Annotated in this window: 21 protein-coding genes; all 21 read right to left on the bottom strand. The window is 30.5% G+C overall.

Annotation, left to right across the window (positions count from 1 at the left end; genetic code table 11):
• Window positions 1–33 precede the first annotated feature (33 nt).
• Window positions 34–2,295, bottom strand: coding sequence for an FUSC family protein (locus BT107_RS15760; protein ID WP_072304801.1), 2,262 nt, complete (start codon window positions 2,293–2,295; stop codon window positions 34–36).
• Window positions 2,296–2,372: 77 nt separating this feature from the next.
• Window positions 2,373–3,452: an L-dopachrome tautomerase-related protein gene (locus tag BT107_RS15755; protein ID WP_072304800.1), complete on the bottom strand. Its 1,080-nt coding sequence runs from the start codon at window positions 3,450–3,452 to the stop codon at window positions 2,373–2,375.
• Between the two features lie 27 nt (window positions 3,453–3,479).
• Window positions 3,480–4,145 carry a peroxiredoxin-like family protein gene (locus BT107_RS15750; RefSeq protein ID WP_072304799.1) on the bottom strand — a complete coding sequence of 222 codons (666 nt, stop codon included), beginning with the start codon at window positions 4,143–4,145 and terminating at the stop codon, window positions 3,480–3,482.
• A gap of 27 nt (window positions 4,146–4,172) precedes the next feature.
• On the bottom strand, window positions 4,173–4,829 hold the full coding sequence (locus tag BT107_RS15745; RefSeq protein WP_072304798.1) for a DsbA family oxidoreductase: 657 nt from the start codon (window positions 4,827–4,829) through the stop codon (window positions 4,173–4,175).
• A gap of 47 nt (window positions 4,830–4,876) precedes the next feature.
• Window positions 4,877–5,566 carry a haloacid dehalogenase type II gene (locus BT107_RS15740; RefSeq protein WP_072304797.1) on the bottom strand — a complete coding sequence of 230 codons (690 nt, stop codon included), beginning with the start codon at window positions 5,564–5,566 and terminating at the stop codon, window positions 4,877–4,879.
• Window positions 5,567–5,578: 12 nt separating this feature from the next.
• Window positions 5,579–6,244: a hypothetical protein gene (locus BT107_RS15735; protein ID WP_072304796.1), complete on the bottom strand. Its 666-nt coding sequence runs from the start codon at window positions 6,242–6,244 to the stop codon at window positions 5,579–5,581.
• Between the two features lie 167 nt (window positions 6,245–6,411).
• Window positions 6,412–6,963 carry a carboxymuconolactone decarboxylase family protein gene (locus BT107_RS15730; RefSeq protein WP_072304795.1) on the bottom strand — a complete coding sequence of 184 codons (552 nt, stop codon included), beginning with the start codon at window positions 6,961–6,963 and terminating at the stop codon, window positions 6,412–6,414.
• Between the two features lie 66 nt (window positions 6,964–7,029).
• Entirely contained in the window at window positions 7,030–7,593 is a 564-nt protein-coding gene (locus BT107_RS15725; protein ID WP_072304794.1) for a TetR/AcrR family transcriptional regulator, read from the bottom strand.
• A gap of 100 nt (window positions 7,594–7,693) precedes the next feature.
• Window positions 7,694–8,590, bottom strand: a complete 897-nt coding sequence (locus BT107_RS15720) for a hypothetical protein (RefSeq protein WP_072304793.1) — start codon at window positions 8,588–8,590, stop codon at window positions 7,694–7,696.
• A gap of 119 nt (window positions 8,591–8,709) precedes the next feature.
• The gene (locus tag BT107_RS15715) at window positions 8,710–9,546 is read right to left on the bottom strand and encodes a phosphatase PAP2 family protein (protein ID WP_072304792.1); all 837 of its coding nucleotides are present in this window, start codon (window positions 9,544–9,546) and stop codon (window positions 8,710–8,712) included.
• A 202-nt stretch (window positions 9,547–9,748) separates the two neighbouring features.
• A complete protein-coding gene (locus BT107_RS15710; protein ID WP_072304791.1) occupies window positions 9,749–10,732 on the bottom strand; it encodes a glycosyl transferase family 90 in 984 nt (327 codons plus the stop codon).
• Window positions 10,733–10,833: 101 nt separating this feature from the next.
• Window positions 10,834–11,790 carry a hypothetical protein gene (locus BT107_RS15705; protein WP_072304790.1) on the bottom strand — a complete coding sequence of 319 codons (957 nt, stop codon included), beginning with the start codon at window positions 11,788–11,790 and terminating at the stop codon, window positions 10,834–10,836.
• Window positions 11,787–12,605: a VanW family protein gene (locus BT107_RS15700; RefSeq protein ID WP_072304789.1), complete on the bottom strand. Its 819-nt coding sequence runs from the start codon at window positions 12,603–12,605 to the stop codon at window positions 11,787–11,789. Before BT107_RS15700 ends, BT107_RS15705 begins: the two co-directional genes overlap by 4 nt.
• A 209-nt stretch (window positions 12,606–12,814) precedes the next feature.
• The gene (locus BT107_RS15695) at window positions 12,815–14,659 is read right to left on the bottom strand and encodes a PLP-dependent aminotransferase family protein (RefSeq protein WP_072304788.1); all 1,845 of its coding nucleotides are present in this window, start codon (window positions 14,657–14,659) and stop codon (window positions 12,815–12,817) included.
• Window positions 14,660–14,862: 203 nt separating this feature from the next.
• Complete coding sequence (locus tag BT107_RS15690; protein WP_072304787.1) at window positions 14,863–15,600, bottom strand: SDR family oxidoreductase; 738 nt, start codon at window positions 15,598–15,600, stop codon at window positions 14,863–14,865.
• A gap of 13 nt (window positions 15,601–15,613) precedes the next feature.
• A complete protein-coding gene (locus tag BT107_RS15685; RefSeq protein WP_072304786.1) occupies window positions 15,614–16,405 on the bottom strand; it encodes a haloacid dehalogenase type II in 792 nt (263 codons plus the stop codon).
• A 50-nt stretch (window positions 16,406–16,455) separates the two neighbouring features.
• The gene (locus BT107_RS15680; RefSeq protein ID WP_072304785.1) at window positions 16,456–17,058 is read right to left on the bottom strand and encodes a TetR/AcrR family transcriptional regulator; all 603 of its coding nucleotides are present in this window, start codon (window positions 17,056–17,058) and stop codon (window positions 16,456–16,458) included.
• A 105-nt stretch (window positions 17,059–17,163) separates the two neighbouring features.
• Window positions 17,164–17,541, bottom strand: coding sequence for a hypothetical protein (locus BT107_RS15675; RefSeq protein ID WP_072304784.1), 378 nt, complete (start codon window positions 17,539–17,541; stop codon window positions 17,164–17,166).
• A 38-nt stretch (window positions 17,542–17,579) separates the two neighbouring features.
• On the bottom strand, window positions 17,580–18,611 hold the full coding sequence (locus BT107_RS15670; RefSeq protein WP_072304783.1) for a serine hydrolase domain-containing protein: 1,032 nt from the start codon (window positions 18,609–18,611) through the stop codon (window positions 17,580–17,582).
• Window positions 18,612–18,615: 4 nt separating this feature from the next.
• Entirely contained in the window at window positions 18,616–18,831 is a 216-nt protein-coding gene (locus tag BT107_RS15665; RefSeq protein WP_072304782.1) for a hypothetical protein, read from the bottom strand.
• 43 nt (window positions 18,832–18,874) lie between these two features.
• On the bottom strand, window positions 18,875–19,405 hold the full coding sequence (locus tag BT107_RS15660) for a DUF4269 domain-containing protein (RefSeq protein ID WP_072304781.1): 531 nt from the start codon (window positions 19,403–19,405) through the stop codon (window positions 18,875–18,877).
• Window positions 19,406–19,417 lie beyond the last annotated feature (12 nt).

The raw sequence follows: 19,417 nt of genomic DNA, 5'->3' as shown, positions 1-19,417 counted from the left end.
TAGTGTTTTAACTAATGTAAGAAAATAAGCTGGTTATTTAAAAATAGCTGTGTACTTAAAAGTTACTTTCCTTAAGTTTTCTGATAATGTTTTAAGCCAAACCAATTGGTTAGATATTAAGTGAGACTCTTGTAAATTAAGTAAGGTAGCTTTATCTATTTCAGTTTTGCCAGCTTCTATATCCTTATCTCTAGCAAGAGCTAAAGCATCAAAATCTTTTAAAAGCTTTTTTTGTGCTTTGTGTACTTCTTCTTTTTCTTCTTCTATTGGGTTACTATTTTTGTTTTCTAATTTTAGAGCCGAATTGGTTAAGGACTCGTTTATACTAGAAACAATAATATTAAACTCACTAGATGCAGGTGTAGTTTCGTGATTTAAAATATAACTACCTATAGACGCAATAGCAGAAAGCATAGTATGGTTTAGCGTTACAATATCATAAATTAATACAGATTCCTTTTGTTTAGATTTAGGATCTTGAGTTAAACGCTGAAAGGCTGCATTTAAATTACTCATTGCTAAAAAAGCCTCTTTTCTATATACTTTGTACTCTAAAGTGTAGGTTTCTTTATTTTGATATAATTTTTTAGTAGCATCTAGATAATCTCTATTACTTAGAATAACTTTTAAAATAACTTTATCTAAGTTTTTATATTCCCAACTTGGAAATAAAATATAATTGGCTAGTAGTGCTATACCTGCACCAAAAATTGTGTCTATTACACGATATTGAATTACCGAGAACGCATTAGGGTCTAGTAACGCATAAACAAAAACAATGTTTAACGTTATAAAGGCTGCACCAGCTTTATAACTCTGTTGTATTAATGAAAAGGCAAAGGTTAACGATACTACGGCTAAAACCATATAAACTATTGTGTTTTTAGTAATAAGAACAATAATAGTGGCTATTACGGCACCAATAATAGTACCTATAATTCGGTTTTTAGAGCGCTCTTTGGTAAGCCCGTAATTAGGCCTCATAATTACAATAATAGTTAGCACTATCCAGTATGCATTTTTAACATCCAAAAGGCTCCCTAAAACAAAACCAAAAACTATAGCAAAAGAAAGTCTTAGCGCGTGCCTAAGCATTGGAGATTTTAAACTAAAATGTTGTAAAAGAATATTAAACTTATATTCTTGCAACGTTAAAAACTGTTTAGATTCTTGAGTTTTTAATAAAACTTTAGAAGCATTTTCTTTATTGTTTAATACACGTCTAATTGCTTCAATTTCTGAAAGCAGTTGCTTTTGGTAATCGTGTAAGTTTCTTAGCGTAATAGCGCCATCTCTGGCTTTAGGTAATTTAAGCTCTTCTACATAAGCGTTTATAGAAGCGTTGCATTCTTTAAACGTTTTGTTTAATATAGATATGTCTGGTAGGTTTCCTTTTTTTAATAACAATTCAGACAAAGTAATAAGGTGGTTGCCCATTACTTTATTCATTTTTTTAAATGATTTTAAGTGTTGTTTCTGTAAAACAAAGAGCGAATCTATTTTAGAGTAATCTAAGTTGTTAGCCAGAGCTAGCTCAAAAATATCGACCAACGAAATAAAAATTAATAATCTTTTTTCGTTTGATAAAGACCTACCAGAACGCTTACGATCTTTTAATAAAAGCTCTCTTAATGTTTCGTGTTTTTCACTTATTTGCGTTTGTATAATAAGTGCCTTAGTAGAAAATTTATCTCTTTTTGCCGGTTTTGTTAATAGCTTGGCTCTAATTTTTAAATACTTTCCTGTAAGTGCAGAAGTATCAGACAAAAGCTGATCTACATCTTTTTTAGGAGAAATCCACCCAGAGATTAAAGAGACAAATAAATACCATAATCCACCTGCACCAATCAATAAGACGTGCAACCAAATTTCTGTAGCTTCAGGTTTTTTTACGGCCAAACCAAGTACAATTGCTAGTAAACCAGAAAAAGATACTAAAGAAGCTCTAAAGCCATAAGCAGAAATTAATGCTATTAAAAAGCTTAAAACCGCAATTACACCCAATAATAGTATAAAAATAGTTTTGGTAAATAGTATAACAAGTGTAACCAACATAGTTAGTGTTATACCAATTAAAATACCGTTTACTTTACGTTTTAGGCTGCCAGGAACATCACTTGGAGCATTTAAAAAGGCACCTAATACAATTGAAGGCGCATACTCCATATGTCCTATCAAATTAAAAAACACTAGAGGAATAACCACAGAAACGGTTAGTACTATACCTCTGTAAAAACTAGAGCCTTTTAAAAAAAGCTCTATAGTTTTTAAATACGTTGTAATCTTTTTTTGCATTGAATGCAAAGATAAGGTAATTGTTTTTTAAGGATTTAAGTGCTAACGTTAATTAAAGCGCAATAAATGATTAGGTTTTAGTTTGTAGGTAACTCTATTTTATGAACAGTAAAATCCATTGCAGAAATATCTGCTGTTACTTCGTTAATTCTAGAATTGGTATAGTATAAATAGTTATTGTAAATACTAAACGTATCTGCCCATTTTACCTTATCACCTTCAATTAAAATATGTGTGCTACCATCTGGTTTGCGATACATAATTTTGTTATTCTCTAAATCTGCATAATACAGAATACCATTATTATCAAAAATCATTCCGTCAGGAGCAGATGTTTTGGCTTCAAAAGTCACTCCTTTTTTTATGGCAACAGTATCTTTTAAGCTTAATGCAGCAGTTGGTATACTGTAAAGACTGTAACCAGTAAGTGCGTGGTAGTACAATTTATCGTTTTTTGTGTCTAAAGCAATACCATCAGAATGTACCGTATTTGACCATTTACCATCTGCAAAAGTTAAAAAATCTTGTTCTGCTTCTGTAGAAGAATGGTGGTCTAAAACTCGAGTAAACTTTTTTGTTGCTACGTCTAGGATAACTAAGCCAGAGTTTCCAGAATCTGTAAAATAGATTTTGTTGTTCTTTTTATCAACTCGTAAATCATTTATATAAGAGTTAGGGTGATAAGCTTCTTCGTTTAAAATATAAGTATGCTCTAATGCATTTGTTTTTAAGTTGAAAACAAAAACTCTAGGTGCATCTACTACTTCTTGAAAAAGCGCACTTCTGGTATCTAAAACGTATAATAAATCTTCAAAAGCAACTACAGACTGTACTCCAACAAATTTATTATCAGCAACTGTATCTCCAATTTCCCAAGAGTTCCATTCTTTATTAGGAAAAGGTTCTTTAGTGTTTTTGCTTATTTCTAAGACCGAATTTGCAACTCCTTTTCTCCATCTAGGGAAATTTACAAAAATACGCCCCTTGTTACTTACCGAAATTCCAGTTACTTGTTGCCCCTTAAAAGATGTTATTTGTGTAACTTTTGGCGTTTCAGTCTGTATGACTACAGGTGTAGATTTTATTTTATTATCTGTTTTTTCTTTACAAGAAATAAATAAAATAGAAAGGATAATTATATAGCTTAAATTTTTCATTGATTCGTTTTTCTTACTAAAAATATATTATTTTAACTTTTGTAAAGCAGCCAATATTTCTGAAGGTTCTGCACGTACGGTATAATCTGCATCTAAAAAAGCATACGTAATTATTCCGTTAGTATCAATAACATAAGTAGCAGCTAAAGGCAGTTCATTACTAGTATCTCCATTTACATTATTTAAACCAAAACCAGCGTTGTAAATAGTAGCCACATCGTCTGTTAACGTATAAATCACGCCATATTCTTTACCAATAGTGTTTTTTAAATCGCTTAAAACAGCAAATTCTAAATTGTTTTTTTCTGATGTACTTAAAGAGTTATCTGGCAATTCTGGAGTTAAAGCTAAAAGCGTAGCGCCTTCGTTTTTAAATTCAGGTAATTTTTCTTGTAAAGCGTGTAATGTAATATTACAGTACGGACACCAACCACCCCTGTACCAGGTTAAAACTACAGGTCCGTTTTTTAGTTCATCATACAAAGAAACCGACTCATTTAAAGCATTTTTTAAAGTAAAATTATGCGCTTTGTCACCAACTTTCAAAGCCGAATCTAAAACTCCAGAGTTTTTAACACTAGAAATACCATCTGCATATATCTGTTTCTTTTCGTCTGTGAATTTAGCTGCACCTGTTTGGCGTACTTTATCTAATAAAGCGTCTAATTCTCCTATGTTTTTATTGTTGTTCATTTGTTGTGTTTTTAACAATTTGTAAAATTAAACAGATTGTTGTTCTGCAATTAACTCTGTTAATACCTGTTTGTAAATGGCTACTGGCTGTGCACCAGTTAATGCGCTTTTACGATTAAAAACTACTGTTGGCACAGAGTTTACACCTAAACTTTTCCAGTAATCTTCTTCAGATCTAACTTTAGTTCTTAGTTCTTCATTATCAAGTAAAGCGAAAGCTTCTGTAGTATTTAAACCAACGGTTTCTAGTTCTTTTTTTAGAACATCTCTGTTAGATACATCTTTGTGTTCCCCAAAAAAGGCATTCATTAGTCGCATTTTTAGTGCTGTTTGTTTGCCTTGTTCTTTGGCGTAATCTAATAGTACGTGAGCATCAAAAGTGTTTGCCATTCGCATACCCTTAAAATAATCAAACTTAAAATTAAGTTCGGCCCCAAAATCTGTCATACGCTCTTGAGACTCTTTTTGCTGTTCTGGTGTAGAACCATATTTTTCTGTAATATGTTCTTCTAAATCCTGACCTTCGGCCGGAATATTAGGATTTAACTGGAACGGTTGCCATTCTAATTCTATTTTGTCTTCAATTCCCATTTCTGTAATGGCTTGTTCTAGGCGTTTATAGCCAATAGCACACCAAGGACAAACAACATCCGATACTACATCTATTTTAATTTTTTCTGCCATCTTATAATATTTTATATTCTTTCCTATTTTTTTTTGAAACCTAATAACTATGCTTTAAGTGCGATAAGTTTTTTTGCAATTAGCAGTAAATTGGGTTCGTTAATTTCTGGTAGCGGTGCTAAAGGATACAATTGTTTTCCTGGTCTAGCAATAAAAGCACCTCTCCAGCCTGCCCAAATTGCGCCGGCAATATCCCATCCGTGAGCAGCAATCATTATACAATCGTTAGGTTTAACCCCCATTTTATTAGCGGCCCAATTGTATACGTCTTTGGCTGGTTTGTATTTTCCAAACTCTTCAACGCTTAAACGCTCATCAAAAAAATGAGTTAATTCGGCATTTTTAAATTGAGTTTCTACTCCTTTAGTAGAAGAATTTGTTAAAGAAACTAATGTATACCCAGCATCTTTTAAAACTGTTAAAGCCTCTTTAACTTCTGGGTGAGGAGGTAAAGAGCTAAAAGCTGTCATTACTTCTTTTGCATCTTCTTTAGAAATAGTAATATTGTTATTGGCAGCTACCATCTGTAATGCCGCAGCACCAATATTTCCAAAATCTGTAAATTGTTCACTAAGCGTTGTTACAAGGGAATAATGTAGCATTGTAGAAAACCATAATGGTAATAAGTCCTCTCTGTTTCCTAATGCTTTACCAACGCTTTTTTTCATAACGTTTAAGTCTAGTAAAGATTCGTTTACATCAAAAAATAATACTTTTGGTCTTGTTTTAGTTTTCATCTATAATAGTTTTTACTTACTTATTGTATCTGTCTTTAAGAATTTATTTTCATCTGGCTCATTCTCTATAATTTTATTCTTTGGAAGCATATTAATAATCATAGAATTTACTATTCTACTCTTCTTTAAATCTTGACTCACAATTTGTGCTTTGTGAAATACTCCCAAAGTTTTAGCTTCAGGTTTTGGTTTACTATTGTTTATTAAAACAATTTTGTAGGTGTTTTTACAAAATGACTCTATTTTAGTAATAAAAGGTATTAATAAAGCTTCTTCTTTAAATATAGGAGTAAAATTTCTTAAATAATTTTTAGGTGAAATGTCATTATCATTAGCAAATTTGTGAAAATCGGCTATATATAATTCACTACTTATATCACTGGGCTCGTACCCAAGCATTAAAAAAGATTCATCTGCTGCATTGTCTATATGAAAAGGAGTATTTACCTGTTGGTCAAAACGAACGAGCCAATGATAACTTAACTTTTTGTCATATTTATTTACAGTAAAATTAGATAACTCTTTTTTTAAATTTACCATAATTTCTCTTAATTTATAAGAGCTTAGATTTTTTCCGAGATCTAAATAAACGAAACCAGGAGCATCTGTATTTGCTCTAAATACTTCTTCTGCACAATACTTTGCTATCTTTTTTATGTTAAAGCTTTGTATTTTCATACTGGTTTAAGTTTTGTTTGCGCCATATTTTTCTATTTACAAAGTTATGTATGGCTAGTGCTAGAAAAACATTCTACTTAAAAAAATTAAACCTTCCGATTTTAAAACGGAAGGTTTAAATATGCCACTCTTCTGCATCATTTATCTACTTATGGCATTGTAATTTATTACTTTTTTGACCAAGCAAATTTTTTGAAGGCATCATCAACAGGAGTATTAGCAATATGGTTAGTATAGTTGCTAATTACTTTTTGAGATAATCCTAAAATTATTTCTAATACTTGTTGCTCTCCATAACCAGCAGAATAGAATGCTTCTAAATCTTCTTGAGAAACATTACCACGATTACGTGTTAAAGATAAAGTCATAGTACGTAACGCTTCTAATTTTGCATCTGCAAGAGGAGTTTCATCACGTAAAGCATCAATAATTGTATCATCAACTTTCATCATTTTTGCAATACCTGTATGTGCAGGTACACAATAATGACAAGCGTGTTCTACATTAATTGTTTGCCAAACTACAGTAAGCTCATCGTTATTAAAAGATGTTTCTGTAAATAATTGGTGTAACTCTTGGTACGCTTTTAATAAACCAGGAGCTCCAGCTAAAACACCGTGTAAACCAGGAATCATTCCGTATGCTTTTTGAGAATTTTCTAATAATGGTTTTGCAGCTTCTGGTGCAGATTCAATGTTGTGTACTTTTAAAGTTGTCATAATTTTTATTTATTTTTAATTTTTATTTCAATCTAAGCACTTGCTTAGTTTTATTGTAAAAAAAAGTTACAGGTTTTTAAATGTAACTTCTATTATATTTTCTAACTGATTTTGATGAAACACTTTTGAAGCTATTGATAGTCCCAAAAGATTATTCATTAAAAAATCTGCTTGACATTCTATTTTACTTTCATCCTTTTTGTCGTCTTGTTTAAGATTACTTACAAATAATTCTCTAATTTCATTAGCAAATTTTTTAAGCTCTTCCATTACCTCAGGATCTGCATCATCTTTTATCTCATTTACAGAATTTGTAACTAAGCATCCCTTGCGAATATGACCTTCCGTAGAAAATTCTAAAAAATTATAAAAATATTGTTTAATACCTAAAACACCATTATTAGACTGCCTTAGTATTTCTTTAATACCATTAATTTCTTTCTTATAATTTTTAATACTCTCTAAAAAAACACCTTGTTTATTTTTAAAGCTAGAGTAGATAGAGAATTGATTAATACCCATTTCTTTCTCTAGCATACGAACAGAAGTAGCTTCATACCCATTTCTCCAAAAAAGACCCATTGCTTTTTTGATTACTTCTTCTTCGTTATATTGTTTTTTACGAGCCATTAATTATAAACTACAGAACAAAACTAAGCACTTGCTTTGATATAAAAAACTATTTAAGATTTTTTAACATATTTATTCGATAAAAACCTAAGTAAACACCTTATTCAGTGGCATCATAGGTAGGTTTTATGATGTTTATTTTTTTAATAAAACAGTTAGTAGTGTCTTGTTCCTTTAAAAATAATGAAGCAAAACTATTGACCTTACCATTAAGTTGCCCTTTTGATATAGGTTTGTTGTACGTTGTAAAGTAGAATAGGTGAGTAGTATCTTTCAATTTAATTCTGGGGCCCATTATAAGTTTTAGATTAGATTCTATTTTCTGGTTATGTAGCTCAGTTTCAGAAAAAATTATCTTTGCTTTTTGTAAAGAATCTAACTCTCTAATTTTATTTTCTTTAGATTTTAAAACAGAAATGTAGTTCTTTTTATCTTTAATTAGTTGGGTTAAATGTTCTTTTTCTTTAGTGTTATAAAAATAAGTAGAAAAGGTAATATACTCTGTTTCTGTACCTGTATTAACAACGTTCTTTATAAAAAAGCGATCTTTTTCAGTATTTAAAATAATCTTGTAGCCCAGACTATCTCTGTTGTTTAAAAACTTATTTAATTCTGCTGTGATATCATTATTTCTTCGAATAACAGGTCTTGAGAAACCATATTCATTAAAGACATCATAATTTAGGTTAGGTCTAATTGTAGCGGTTATTTCTCTAGTGTCATTGGTATATACATATAAGCAGTCGTCTTTATTTATGATGCTATCTGTGTAACGCTTTATAGCCATAATGGCTTTATTGTACCTCTCCACAGATGCATCAAGATCTGACTGATCTCCGCCATAATGAATGTTTTGAAACTCTTTATTTTGTTTGTAATTCTGAATAAGTCCAGGTCCAAACCACTGAGCTAAATAAAATAAGATTACACCGCCAATTATTGCAGTTTTTAATAAGAGATACTTAATGTTGTCTTTATCTTGATTTTCTGGTTGCATATTACCTTTTTAAGGAACAACAAATATAAACGGCATATAAAGCAATAAAACCACTGTTTACAGCTAAATTTGATATCCGTTATACAGGCTAAAAAGATAAATGCAGCGGCTTAAATATTTTAAAAAGTACCAACAATACCAATTTGACTACCAGAAAATTTTAAATTCCAAGTAACTAGTTTTGGTTTTATAGGATAGTCGTATAGTTTTTCTTTAAACAAAAATTTATCTATGCCATCTACAACAAAAATGCTAAAAGCGGCACCAAAAGCAACATCACTTAACCAGTGAGACCCGTTTACCATTCTAGAAATAGCTGGCAAACTCCCAACAGAGTAAATACCTACTTTAACCCAAGTATTATCAAATTGTTTTGCGATTGAATGTGCTACCGTCATACCTAAAACGGTATGTCCAGACGGAAAAGAAAAGTATTCTTCAGTACCTTCAAAAGGTTTAAAGGTGTATGGGTCTTTACCAGAATATGGTCTTGCGCGTCCAAAGGCAGAACGAGCCATAATTTGTAAATACCCAGCAGTAATAGATGAAGAAATAATTAAAACACCTGTTTTACGTATTTGTTCGTTTTTTGTAAAAAGACCTACTCCGTAAACACCTGCATTCATAGCAAAGTAGTATTGAGGCTTAGCAAAATAAAATCCAAATTCTTTTACCGCATGAGGTAAGTGTTGTTCTTGGTTTATAAAAAAGTCACTAGTTTGTCTGTCTGCAGTTGCAATTATTGCAGTACCAACAAATAGGCTTCCAAACTTGGCAAAGTCCTTACCTTTCCAATGTAATGGTCTAGTTACAGAGTGTTTTATTCCCCGCCATGATGAGTTGGCATCATACTTAAAAGTTTTCCAGATAGTAGTACTATCTGTAGGTTTAGGAGATAGTTGAGCAGAGCTAATAGTAAAAGATAAAAGTAATAATAGTATACAGCCTAAACGCATAACTTGTTGTTTATTAGTTTTTTAATACTAGTTTTTTATCAACTACATATTTAGAAATAACAGATATACTAGCACTTAATTTTAGCGAGCAAAATTAACACTATAAATTAAAGTAACAGTCTAATTTAGGTAATTTACTAATGGTAACGAATAATTTTTATTGTAATCTGCTCACTATGTTTAAAATAGCTTGGCGTTTTGGCTAGTTTTTAAGTTGATTTGTTTTGATAAAATATTTATTCATGACCATTAAAGATATTAGATCCTCAGTCTTCTTATTTTTAAATTGCGCAACATAATTATTAGCGTTTTTAACAATTTCTTGTGCTTTTTCTGGATTGTCTATGTAAAATTGTAATTTTTCCTCTAAATCAGAGTAATCTTCTTTAATAGCAACATAATGGTAATCTGGTATAAGTGTACCTTCCATAAACCAAGTCTCAAATTTAGCTTTAGGCATTACTGCTAAAGAGCCAGAAGACATAACCCATTTTAAATTACTAGCTACATCGTTACCTTCTAAACATAATATAAACTTGTATTTAAGTTTTTCAGAAATGGTCATCCTGTTAACTTTCCATTTTTCTATAATTTTGTGTGTGTTAACCATTCCTATATCACACATAGGGTGATTAAAATATAGTTCTAAAAACTTAATTCTGTGTGGCTGTGATTTAAAAATTTGACCACGACTAACCAAAATATTTTTCTTTTTAGAAAACGGTACATTATCCTTTTTAACAAACATAAAGTGTCTAACCTTGTTCCATTTTAGTAATATAGAGTTTTGATTATCATCGTTAACAGGTCTACTTTTAACAAAAGCAGGTTCTTTGTAAATCTCTGTTATATCACCAAATAAAAAATGTCCCTTTAGACTTTGTTTAAAATACCTACCGTATTCATATACATCAAAAAAATACTCTTTTTTTCCTTTTTTTAACTGTAATTCTTCTAGTGCTTTAGATTCTGATGATAAATCAAAAGTACTTTCTAGTTTGTTGTAGTAGTTAACTCTATAAGTTATCTGTTCTAATTCAGCAGGGGTAAGTGTGTTTATTAAGTTTAATTTTGCATCTAATTTAGATTGATAAAACTTAGAAGGAATAAGTTGTCTAAGGTAGTTTTTAGAATAATATATTAGTTTATTATTTTTATGTTTATAAGACAATCTTTTAAGCTCCATAGTTTACACTTTTTTTACAAAAATACTATAAATGGTTAGAATAAAATAAACCTTATGCTAAGGTTTATAAACTTAGTATTCTAATCTATTTAATAATAGAATTATTCAATTTTTAATACGGTTTTATATATTTTACTTAAACCGTTTTTACTTCCTTTAACATAGTTTTTAAAATCTATAACGGAAGTAAATTTTCTAGATTTTATATGTAACCGCTTACTTGTAAAATATAAGATCTCGTTCTTTTGATCATAAAAAGGACAATACTCCATATATTTTGTGTTGATAGGGGTGCCAATGTTTGTGGCTTTTTGCCATTCTCCGGGTGCATTTTTTTTAGAGATGTATAAATCTCCACTTCCTTGACCATCATCTTCATTATATTTAGAGAACAGTAGAAAATCTTCGTCTAAAGATATAAAGGCATTAAACTCATAACCATCACTATTTATATTTTTGTTTAATATAATTGGTTTTTCATATTTATTTCCGTCCCAAGTACTAACATATATATCATCTTTGCCATAACCGGCAGGTGAGACCATAGTAAAGTATAAATTATTATTTTTACTAACAGAGGGGTAAAATTCATCTAAGTTAGAATTAACTGGTGCGCCTAAATTTTTAGGTTTAGACCATTTGCCTTTTTTTATATCTTTCTCTACATACCAAATATCAAAATCTTTTTTAACTCTTGTAGTGTCATTTAATGGTCTGTTAGATACAAAAAATAATCTATCTTCTTTAAAAGACAAAAAAGGTTCTAAATACATAAATGAATCGCAAAACGGTAGCAATTTTGGTTCTGTCCATTTGTTATTTTCTTTTTTTATATGGGCTATTTGAGAAATGCTTTGATCTGGACTTTGTAAAGTAAAATACGCATCATTACCATCTTTAGAAATACAAAAATCTCTAACATTAATGTAATCATTTAGAACGTCATCAAACTGTGTAATTTCTGACTCAATTTGAGCTATTATTGAGTTTGATATTAAAACTAAAAAAATGATTAATTTAGATTTAAGTGTGATTGTTCTCTTTAAACGTTTTTTCATTCAGGTTTTTTAGTATTTTGAAGAAAAGGGTTATACATCATAATTGCGTGGTTTTCAACAATCATTTCTTCAGTTTCTAAATTTTCTCTAGTAATTACTTTAAATATTTGATTGTGTCTGGAGTAACCTCCCCAAGACTGTTGTTTAATAATGTGGTTTCTTTCTTCAACCTTATAAGATTCTTCAATTTTAATATTAGATAATAATTCTCCGTTTAAATGAGTATCATCTAACCAAAGCTTAATTACAAAACTAGTATTAGTTTCATTTTTTATCTGTAAATCTATGTAGTTGTAAGATAAAGTTGCGCCAGCTCCAAAAGGTACTTTTCTATTCACATCAGGAAAAACATCAAAGCCGTGTCTATACCTTTCTTTAACGGTTAGCGGACTGTGAGCAAAAATCCAAAAAAGAAGGTTCCCTAATTGGCAAAGTCCACCTCCAGTATCTCTGTCTATTTCTCCATTTTTTAAAACTAGGCCTTCTAGATATCCTTTTCTTTTTGTTGGGCGACCAACAAGTTTCCAAAGTGAAAAATATTCATTTGGTTTAATTTCAATTTCATTAAGGTGTTTTATAGCTATAGCAAGGTTTGTTCTTTTGTTCTCTTGAAGATACATATCTACATCTTTTAGAGGTCTTAGAATAAGTGACCTGTGCTTAAATACAGAGTGCTGAAAATTTATACTGGTTTTAGCTTTAGAATAGTTACGATCTGTAAAAATCCAATTCCATTTTCTTTTAAGAATAAAGTACTCTTTACCTAGTTTTTGCCTTAGTTTACTGCGGTCTATTGGTTTTTTTATTTCGTTCAAAATTTCTAAAATAAAATATAACCTTTTGGCTATAGTTAGTGCTACTATTTAAAGTATGTATGTAGCTTTAAGTAAAGATTTATACACATAAATCTTGATTTCCAAGTTAGCCGATTTTTTATTTAAAGACAAGTTTATATAAAACGAAAAAAGCGCAACTTTTACATTGTGCTTTTTCACTATTAAATAATAGTACGGTATGTATACTGTTAAATACTTTTAACAAAATCTAAAAATACTTTTTTATGTAAATCTAGATCTAGATTAGGAGAAAGCGATGCACGTACAATATAGTCTTTATCACCTTCTTTAGTTGTTCCTTGTGTAGATGTTGCTGGGATTGTCCAATAACAACCTTTTAATTGCCCGTAACTTACACAGTACTTACTTTCGTTAGGGATTTCTGTAATCATTAAATTAATTAATTTAAGATTTAGAGCTCTTTTGTAATCTTCTTTCTCTTGAGCTGTGTTCCCTTTTGTTGGTAGGTCTAAAGAAAAAACTGAAGGTGTAAAATCTTGAGCTGCCAATTCTTCTGATACAAAATTGATTTTTGCTTCTGGTAGCGTTTCTTGTATAAAGTTTACAAACTCACGTGTATTTTTATAAGCTTCTATAATTCTATTATTCATAGAAGGTAGTTGCTTAGCTAGTATTTTATATTGTAGCTCTGTAGCCTCGTTATCACAAAGTATTAAGTGCTTTTCTATTTTATCAATTAAGTCTTCAGTTTTAGTATTACCTACACAATAGCCAGCAGTACATTTTCCTCCACTTGGAAACTTAGAGCCACTAGCAAAAGAAATTGTTCTTACAGTAGATAATATTTCACCTTTACCTAAAAAGTGAACATTAGGGCAAAATGTCTGGTCTAAAATAAAAACTGGATCTATAGCTAATGTACCCGCTGTAGTTTTACGCTCTTTACTTAAAACAGCTTTTAACTGTTCTAGATTAGGAACTTCTACTCTTGGGTTTGTCGGTATTTCTGCAATTATGTATGGTATGGCATCTTCATTTGCAATATCTGTTAAGACGGAGTCAATACTTTTAACCATATCGTTATCGCCATCTACAAGTAAATCTACTATTTCTACATTGTTAATACAAGCAGCTACACGTCTTGCTTGGTCATTTGTACCACCATAACAATTAGGAGGAACAACAAATTTAATAGCTTTTCCTTTGTGGTTTACTAGTGCATCATGCACTAGTCCCATCATAATAGCATATTGTATAGACAAGCCACTAGAAGCTACTAAAGGTTTTGTTGTAGAACCTGTAATGTCTTTAATAGATTTTAAAACAAGCGGCTTGTTTGTTTCTTTAGAACTGTTAATAGTAACAATGGTAGATTGCTCTGTAAGTGCTTTTAGTGCTGTAAGAGCGTTTTCTGGAGTCATTGCAATTGTTTCTCTTCTACGCACGTGTTGTATGTCCGAGATATAACTTGCATTCTCTTCTCCATTAACTAGTAGTACACTACCAAGATGAGCATAACAATTGATATAAAAGTCAATATTAGAGTTAAGTTCTGTAGTATTAAATTTATTCTGTTGTGAAATAAAAACTGTGCTGCCGTTAAAGTCTGAAACGCTAGATGCAGCATCAACTTTTTTCAAGTCAAATTTATAACCATAAACACTTTTTAATACGTCAGCATCAAAAAAATCTGGTAATTCACCAGTATAAAGAACTTGAGTGTTTTTCTGATCAAATAAGTTTTTTCTTAGAATAGCTAAAACAGGAATTGTCTTAGAAGAAAAACTAATTACGTTCTTAGATTTTAGACGATGTAAATTAGCAATTCCCCATTCTAAAACACAAGATAACGGGTGCCCTAACCTAATATAGTCATAAGCAGTAGGCAATTGGTTAAGTGCAGACGCTTTAGAATTATTGTTGTTAAACAATACTTTAAACTGATCTACAAATTGAGTTTTAGCCAATTTTTCATCATAAATATCTAGTCTATGCGTTGTTAGGTTTAACCAATCTGTTGGCATATTGTCTAGTACATCTTTAATATAATTCAGCATTTTATTGTCTTCCATAATTTAACCTTTATATAGATTGGCAATTTACATTAATTAGATTTATTTAGTAAACCTTATAAGACGTATTGTTCTATTTTGGCTTACGTTTAACAGTACTTTTTAATTCGTCTCTGTGTTTGTTAAATTAGTTCCCTAATAAAACAAACACTTGTTAAACATAAACTATTCATAACCTTTGTAGAATAACAGTTAACTATAAATTACACTAGAGCACCATTGGCTCCAATTACTTGCCCAGAAATCCATTTAGAATCGTCACTAGCTAAAAACAATACAACTTTTGCAATGTCTATTGGTTTTGCCAATCTGTTAAAGGCGTTCATAGCACTTAGTTTCTCTATTTGTTCTTTTGACTTACCGTCTAAAAATAATTCTGTTTCTGTAGCTCCAGGCGCAATAGCATTTACAGAAATTCCTCTTCCTATTTCTTTAGAGAATACTCTTGTCATTTGTTCTACAGCTGCTTTTGTAGCCGAATAAATAGCATAAGTTGGTAACATTAATTTTGTAGTACTAGAAGAAAAATTAATAATAATACCGTTATCTGCCAACTTACTGTCTGCTTCTTGTAATGTATTAAAAACGCCTTTTACATTTACATTAAACTGTTTTGTAAAATCGTCTTCAGTATTGTCTTTTAATTTTTTTGAAATCATAGTACCTGCATTATTTACCAAGACATCAATTTTTCCAAAAGTCTCAATAGCTTTGTCAAATAGCTCTGTTACTTGGTCTTTGTTGCTTACATCTGCTTTTACTACAATTACATTTCCTCCATTATCTGTAATTTCTTTTGCTGTAGCATCTGCTTCTTTTTTACTATTAGAATGATTAACAACAATACTTGCACCATTTTTTGCTAAAAGAATTGCAACCTCTTTACCAATACCTTTAGAAGAGCCTGTTACAATTATTACTTTGTTTTCTAATTTTTTCATAATTTAGAATTGTTTATTTTAATGCTGTTAACTTGTCTGCTACAAGCTTTAAATTTATTTCATTAATTTCTGGTTTCTCAGACAACGGATACAATTGCGCTCCTGGTCTGCTAATAAAAGCAGTTCTCCAATTTGCCCATATTGCACCAGAAATATCCCAACCGTGTGCTGCAACTAATAAACACTCATTTGGTTTAATGCCCATTTTTCTTGCCGCCCAGTCATAAGCATCTGTGTGTGGTTTAAATTTACCTATATCTTCTACACTTAATCTTTCGTCAAAAAAATCTGTTAAACCAGAATTTTTAAATTGTGTTTCTACTCCTTTGTTAGATGAGTTTGTAAATGAAACCAGCTTATAACCAGCATCTTTTAAACTTTTTAAAGCTTCTTTAACCTCAGGGTGAGCAGGTAAAGAACGTATAGGGCCTAAAATAGCCTCTTTTGCTTCATTTTCAGTTAGTGTAATTCCGTTATTTAGTGCTACCATTTGTAAGGCGGCAGCACCAATAATTCCAAAATCATTATACTGCCTGCCAACAGTAGAAACTAAAGAGTACTGTAGCATTGTTGTAAACCATAAGGGTAATAAATCACTTCTATTACCAAGAGCTTTACCTACACTTTTTTTCATAACTGTTAAATCTAACAAGGTTTCGTTTACATCAAAGAAAAGTACCTTAGGTCTTACGTCTTTGTTCTCATAAGTTGTTTTTGTATTAGCAAAACCAAGATGGGGAATTGCGGCAGCACCTAAACCTATTGTAGTTGCCTTTTTAATAAAGTTTCTTCTTTTTTCAGTCATATATGTAGTGATTTAAAACATTCCAATAGGTATGTTTTTTGGTAAAAAAATTATTTTTTTAATTGATTTAAATATAACTTAAGTCCTATTAGATATTCATCTAAAATAGTATCGTCATTGTATAGTTTTCTAATGCCCCTAATGCCTTCAAAGGCACTTATTAAGTATATGGCTACAGCCTTGGAATTTATATTTTCTTTTATGCTTCTTTCTTTTTTTCCTTTTTCAATTAAACAAATTAAAGCAATTTTCCATTCTTCAATTATACTTTTTAAAGCATTTTGGTATGCTATTTCTGTGTTGCCTATTTCGTTTATTAAGTTGTTCATAGGGCAACCGTTTTGCTTGTCGTAAAAAGGAAAAGCTTTTAAACGGTTCATAAAAACAGTCTCTAGAATAGTAAATGCATTCCCAGAGTTTTGCAAAGGAGTAATCATTCCGTCTACAACTCTCTTTTTTACTTTAAGACTAATAACGGCGGTACCTAATTCTTTTTTGTTTTTATAATGATGATAAAAAGCACCTTTACTCAAGGTAGTTTCTTTCATTATTTTATCTATGCTAGTCGTTTTAAAACCATCCTTATAGAATAAATTAAAAGCCTTATCTATAATAAGTTGCTTTGTAAGTTCAGATTTTAGGTCTTGTTGCATGTTGCAAAGATACTAAAAACATACGACTAAGAATGTTTTTTTGTATATCTCTCTAAAATAGGAGGTAAGTTGTTTTTTTAAGATGATAAGGTGTGTATAATAATTTTAGTTAATATCCGGAATTTGAAGCCTTAGGTTTGTTTCTTTTTCAAATTCCTGCTTCCAATTATCTCCGTATTTAGAATTCATTATCAATTCATTTTTCAGATTAATTGTTTTAACACTGTCAACAAGTTGGTCTGTAATCTCGCAGTCTGCAACCCTTTTTATAGTAAACCCAGATTTTTTGGTAATACTGCTATCTTTTTCTTCTACATAACCCTCTGGTACTAATTCGCCGTACAGGAGAAACGTTGGTATGTTAGCTACTTCATTTTTTTTAATGTTCTCTTTGGTTTTTTGTTCTGTTGCTTTTTGCTTGCAAGCAACCGTAAGACTTACTATTAGGATGAATATTAAAAAAGTATATGTGGTTTTAATCATAATTAATTATTTATTTAGAATCTTACTTAGAGAGTTGTCTATTTAGTTCTTATTATTTTTACAATTCGATTATATATAATTTCTGATAAATTCCAATTATAGCCTTCAAAATCAGTTGTATTCATAAACTGAACAACAACCATATCCATATCTTTATGGTATTCTGCTAAACTTTGATATCCAGGAACTAAGCCTCCGTGGTCATAAACGTAAATTGAAGAATAGATTTCTTGTTCTCCTTCATTAAACACCGTACCGTTATTTAATGCTCTTATGAAAATACCAACATCTTCTGCTGTAGCTAGCATTCCTTGTTCTTTGGTTTTAAAGTCTTCTTTAAGACCAACATAATAGCCACTCATAACATCGTCTATATTTTCTACTTCGCTAAGCGATCCAAAAGTATTTTTTAGTCCAAGTGGAATTAAAATTTCTTCTTTTATGTATTGGTCACGACTATACCCAACAACCTTTTCTATTATTCTGGAAAGCAATAAATAGTTAGTATTAGAATATCCATAACCCTTGCCGGGTTTAAAGTTAGCGGGTAAATCAAGAGCAAAATCTAACGGATCTTTATCGTTATTAGATTCATTTGTCCAAAAATCAGGATTATCTGTAAAGTTAGGAATACCACTTCTGTGTTGTACCATTAAGCGTAATGTAATCTTATCTGCATTTTCAATTCTGCCTACAAGCTCAGGAAAGTAATCTGCCAATGTAGCATCTAGAGACAAACGCTCGCTTTTAACCAGTTTGGTAATTGCCACGGCTACATATAATTTGCTAATACTTGCAATTTTAAACAAAGAATTTGGGTCTGCGGGTATCTTTTTTTCTTTGTTTTTAAAGCCAGCGGAATAAAACGCTGGGGACTTACCAGCTTGGTCTACATAAACAATAACACCATTAAACCCATAACCAATAGTGTTGTCTACTTGCTCTTGTACGGTATCTGGTAGTGGTAAAATCCAGGCTTTTACTAATATCCACGGTACATAAAACAATGAAATTATGGACCCGCCAATTAATAGTATTCTAAAAATTTGTTTTGCTTGCCTTTTTTTCATCTAATTACAAGAATATATATTTAAAAAAATCTTTATCTTTATGAGTGAGAATAGGAAGAAGTCTTTTATCATAATAGATTGAATCTAAAATTAAAGAAGAGACTTCATAAAATACTACTTGTTCAAATTTAACATCAGATATTACCTTTTCTTTTTTACCACTTAAAAACATTGCAGTAAAGACTAATGATAAAATTATCTGTGTTAGTTGTTTTTTCATATTAGAGCAAACAGTTTAGCAGTGAAAAGTAACAACTTAATTGTTATTTAGCTGCTAGCTTTAGCAGTTCAATATACGGATTTCCTTTTAGACCTAGTAGTTTTGCAAATGCAGGTTCTGTTTTTATTCCGCTAGATTTTAACCTTTTTATTTCTTGTCTAAATTTTAGTCCATTTTTCTCTAAGATGCTATTTTCTATAAGCATATGTAGATAAGCATTTTGTTTTGTGGTAGGACTATCTTGGCCAAAAATCTCAAATAAAAAGTTCTCGGTTTTAAACTCTGCAACAGTAGACTTAACTCCTTCTTGATTTACTGAGTAAATTTTAAAATCTTTTTTATCAGAGAATTGCTCTCGTAAGAAGTTAGAAAATTCGGAATGATTTTTACATTCACAAATTATATCCAAGTCACTTTCTGGAATATCAATTCCGATAGGAATTGTACCAGTCAAAATAGGATTAAACTTTTTAAGTTTCTCTAAAATTTTATACTTTTTAATTTCTGAGAAAGCAAGTTTTTGTCTATCATTTCCAGACTTTAAATATTCTATATCTCTAAATTTTTCAGTCAATTAATCTAATTT

This window comes from Cellulophaga fucicola, assembly GCF_900119145.1.
GTDB lineage: Bacteria > Bacteroidota > Bacteroidia > Flavobacteriales > Flavobacteriaceae > Cellulophaga > Cellulophaga fucicola.
The sequence above is the reverse complement of the archived record's forward strand: the minus strand, read 5'-3'. Positions and strand labels throughout refer to the sequence as shown.

Bases quoted from the DNA above. Each gene is read 5' to 3' on its own strand.
- BT107_RS15750 (WP_072304799.1), bottom strand. From the start codon at position 4,145: ATGAACAACAATAAAAACATAGGAGAATTAGACGCTTTATTAGATAAA.
- BT107_RS15740 (WP_072304797.1), bottom strand. From the start codon at position 5,566: ATGAAAACTAAAACAAGACCAAAAGTATTATTTTTTGATGTAAACGAA.
- BT107_RS15680 (WP_072304785.1), bottom strand. From the start codon at position 17,058: ATGCAACAAGACCTAAAATCTGAACTTACAAAGCAACTTATTATAGAT.
- BT107_RS15735 (WP_072304796.1), bottom strand. From the start codon at position 6,244: ATGAAAATACAAAGCTTTAACATAAAAAAGATAGCAAAGTATTGTGCA.
- BT107_RS15665 (WP_072304782.1), bottom strand. From the start codon at position 18,831: ATGAAAAAACAACTAACACAGATAATTTTATCATTAGTCTTTACTGCA.
- BT107_RS15710 (WP_072304791.1), bottom strand. From the start codon at position 10,732: ATGGAGCTTAAAAGATTGTCTTATAAACATAAAAATAATAAACTAATA.
- BT107_RS15725 (WP_072304794.1), bottom strand. From the start codon at position 7,593: ATGGCTCGTAAAAAACAATATAACGAAGAAGAAGTAATCAAAAAAGCA.
- BT107_RS15690 (WP_072304787.1), bottom strand. From the start codon at position 15,600: ATGAAAAAATTAGAAAACAAAGTAATAATTGTAACAGGCTCTTCTAAA.
- BT107_RS15715 (WP_072304792.1), bottom strand. From the start codon at position 9,546: ATGCGTTTAGGCTGTATACTATTATTACTTTTATCTTTTACTATTAGC.
- BT107_RS15695 (WP_072304788.1), bottom strand. From the start codon at position 14,659: ATGGAAGACAATAAAATGCTGAATTATATTAAAGATGTACTAGACAAT.
- BT107_RS15720 (WP_072304793.1), bottom strand. From the start codon at position 8,590: ATGCAACCAGAAAATCAAGATAAAGACAACATTAAGTATCTCTTATTA.
- BT107_RS15670 (WP_072304783.1), bottom strand. From the start codon at position 18,611: ATGAAAAAAAGGCAAGCAAAACAAATTTTTAGAATACTATTAATTGGC.
- BT107_RS15745 (WP_072304798.1), bottom strand. From the start codon at position 4,829: ATGGCAGAAAAAATTAAAATAGATGTAGTATCGGATGTTGTTTGTCCT.
- BT107_RS15675 (WP_072304784.1), bottom strand. From the start codon at position 17,541: ATGATTAAAACCACATATACTTTTTTAATATTCATCCTAATAGTAAGT.
- BT107_RS15730 (WP_072304795.1), bottom strand. From the start codon at position 6,963: ATGACAACTTTAAAAGTACACAACATTGAATCTGCACCAGAAGCTGCA.
- BT107_RS15705 (WP_072304790.1), bottom strand. From the start codon at position 11,790: ATGAAAAAACGTTTAAAGAGAACAATCACACTTAAATCTAAATTAATC.
- BT107_RS15760 (WP_072304801.1), bottom strand. From the start codon at position 2,295: ATGCAAAAAAAGATTACAACGTATTTAAAAACTATAGAGCTTTTTTTA.
- BT107_RS15685 (WP_072304786.1), bottom strand. From the start codon at position 16,405: ATGACTGAAAAAAGAAGAAACTTTATTAAAAAGGCAACTACAATAGGT.
- BT107_RS15755 (WP_072304800.1), bottom strand. From the start codon at position 3,452: ATGAAAAATTTAAGCTATATAATTATCCTTTCTATTTTATTTATTTCT.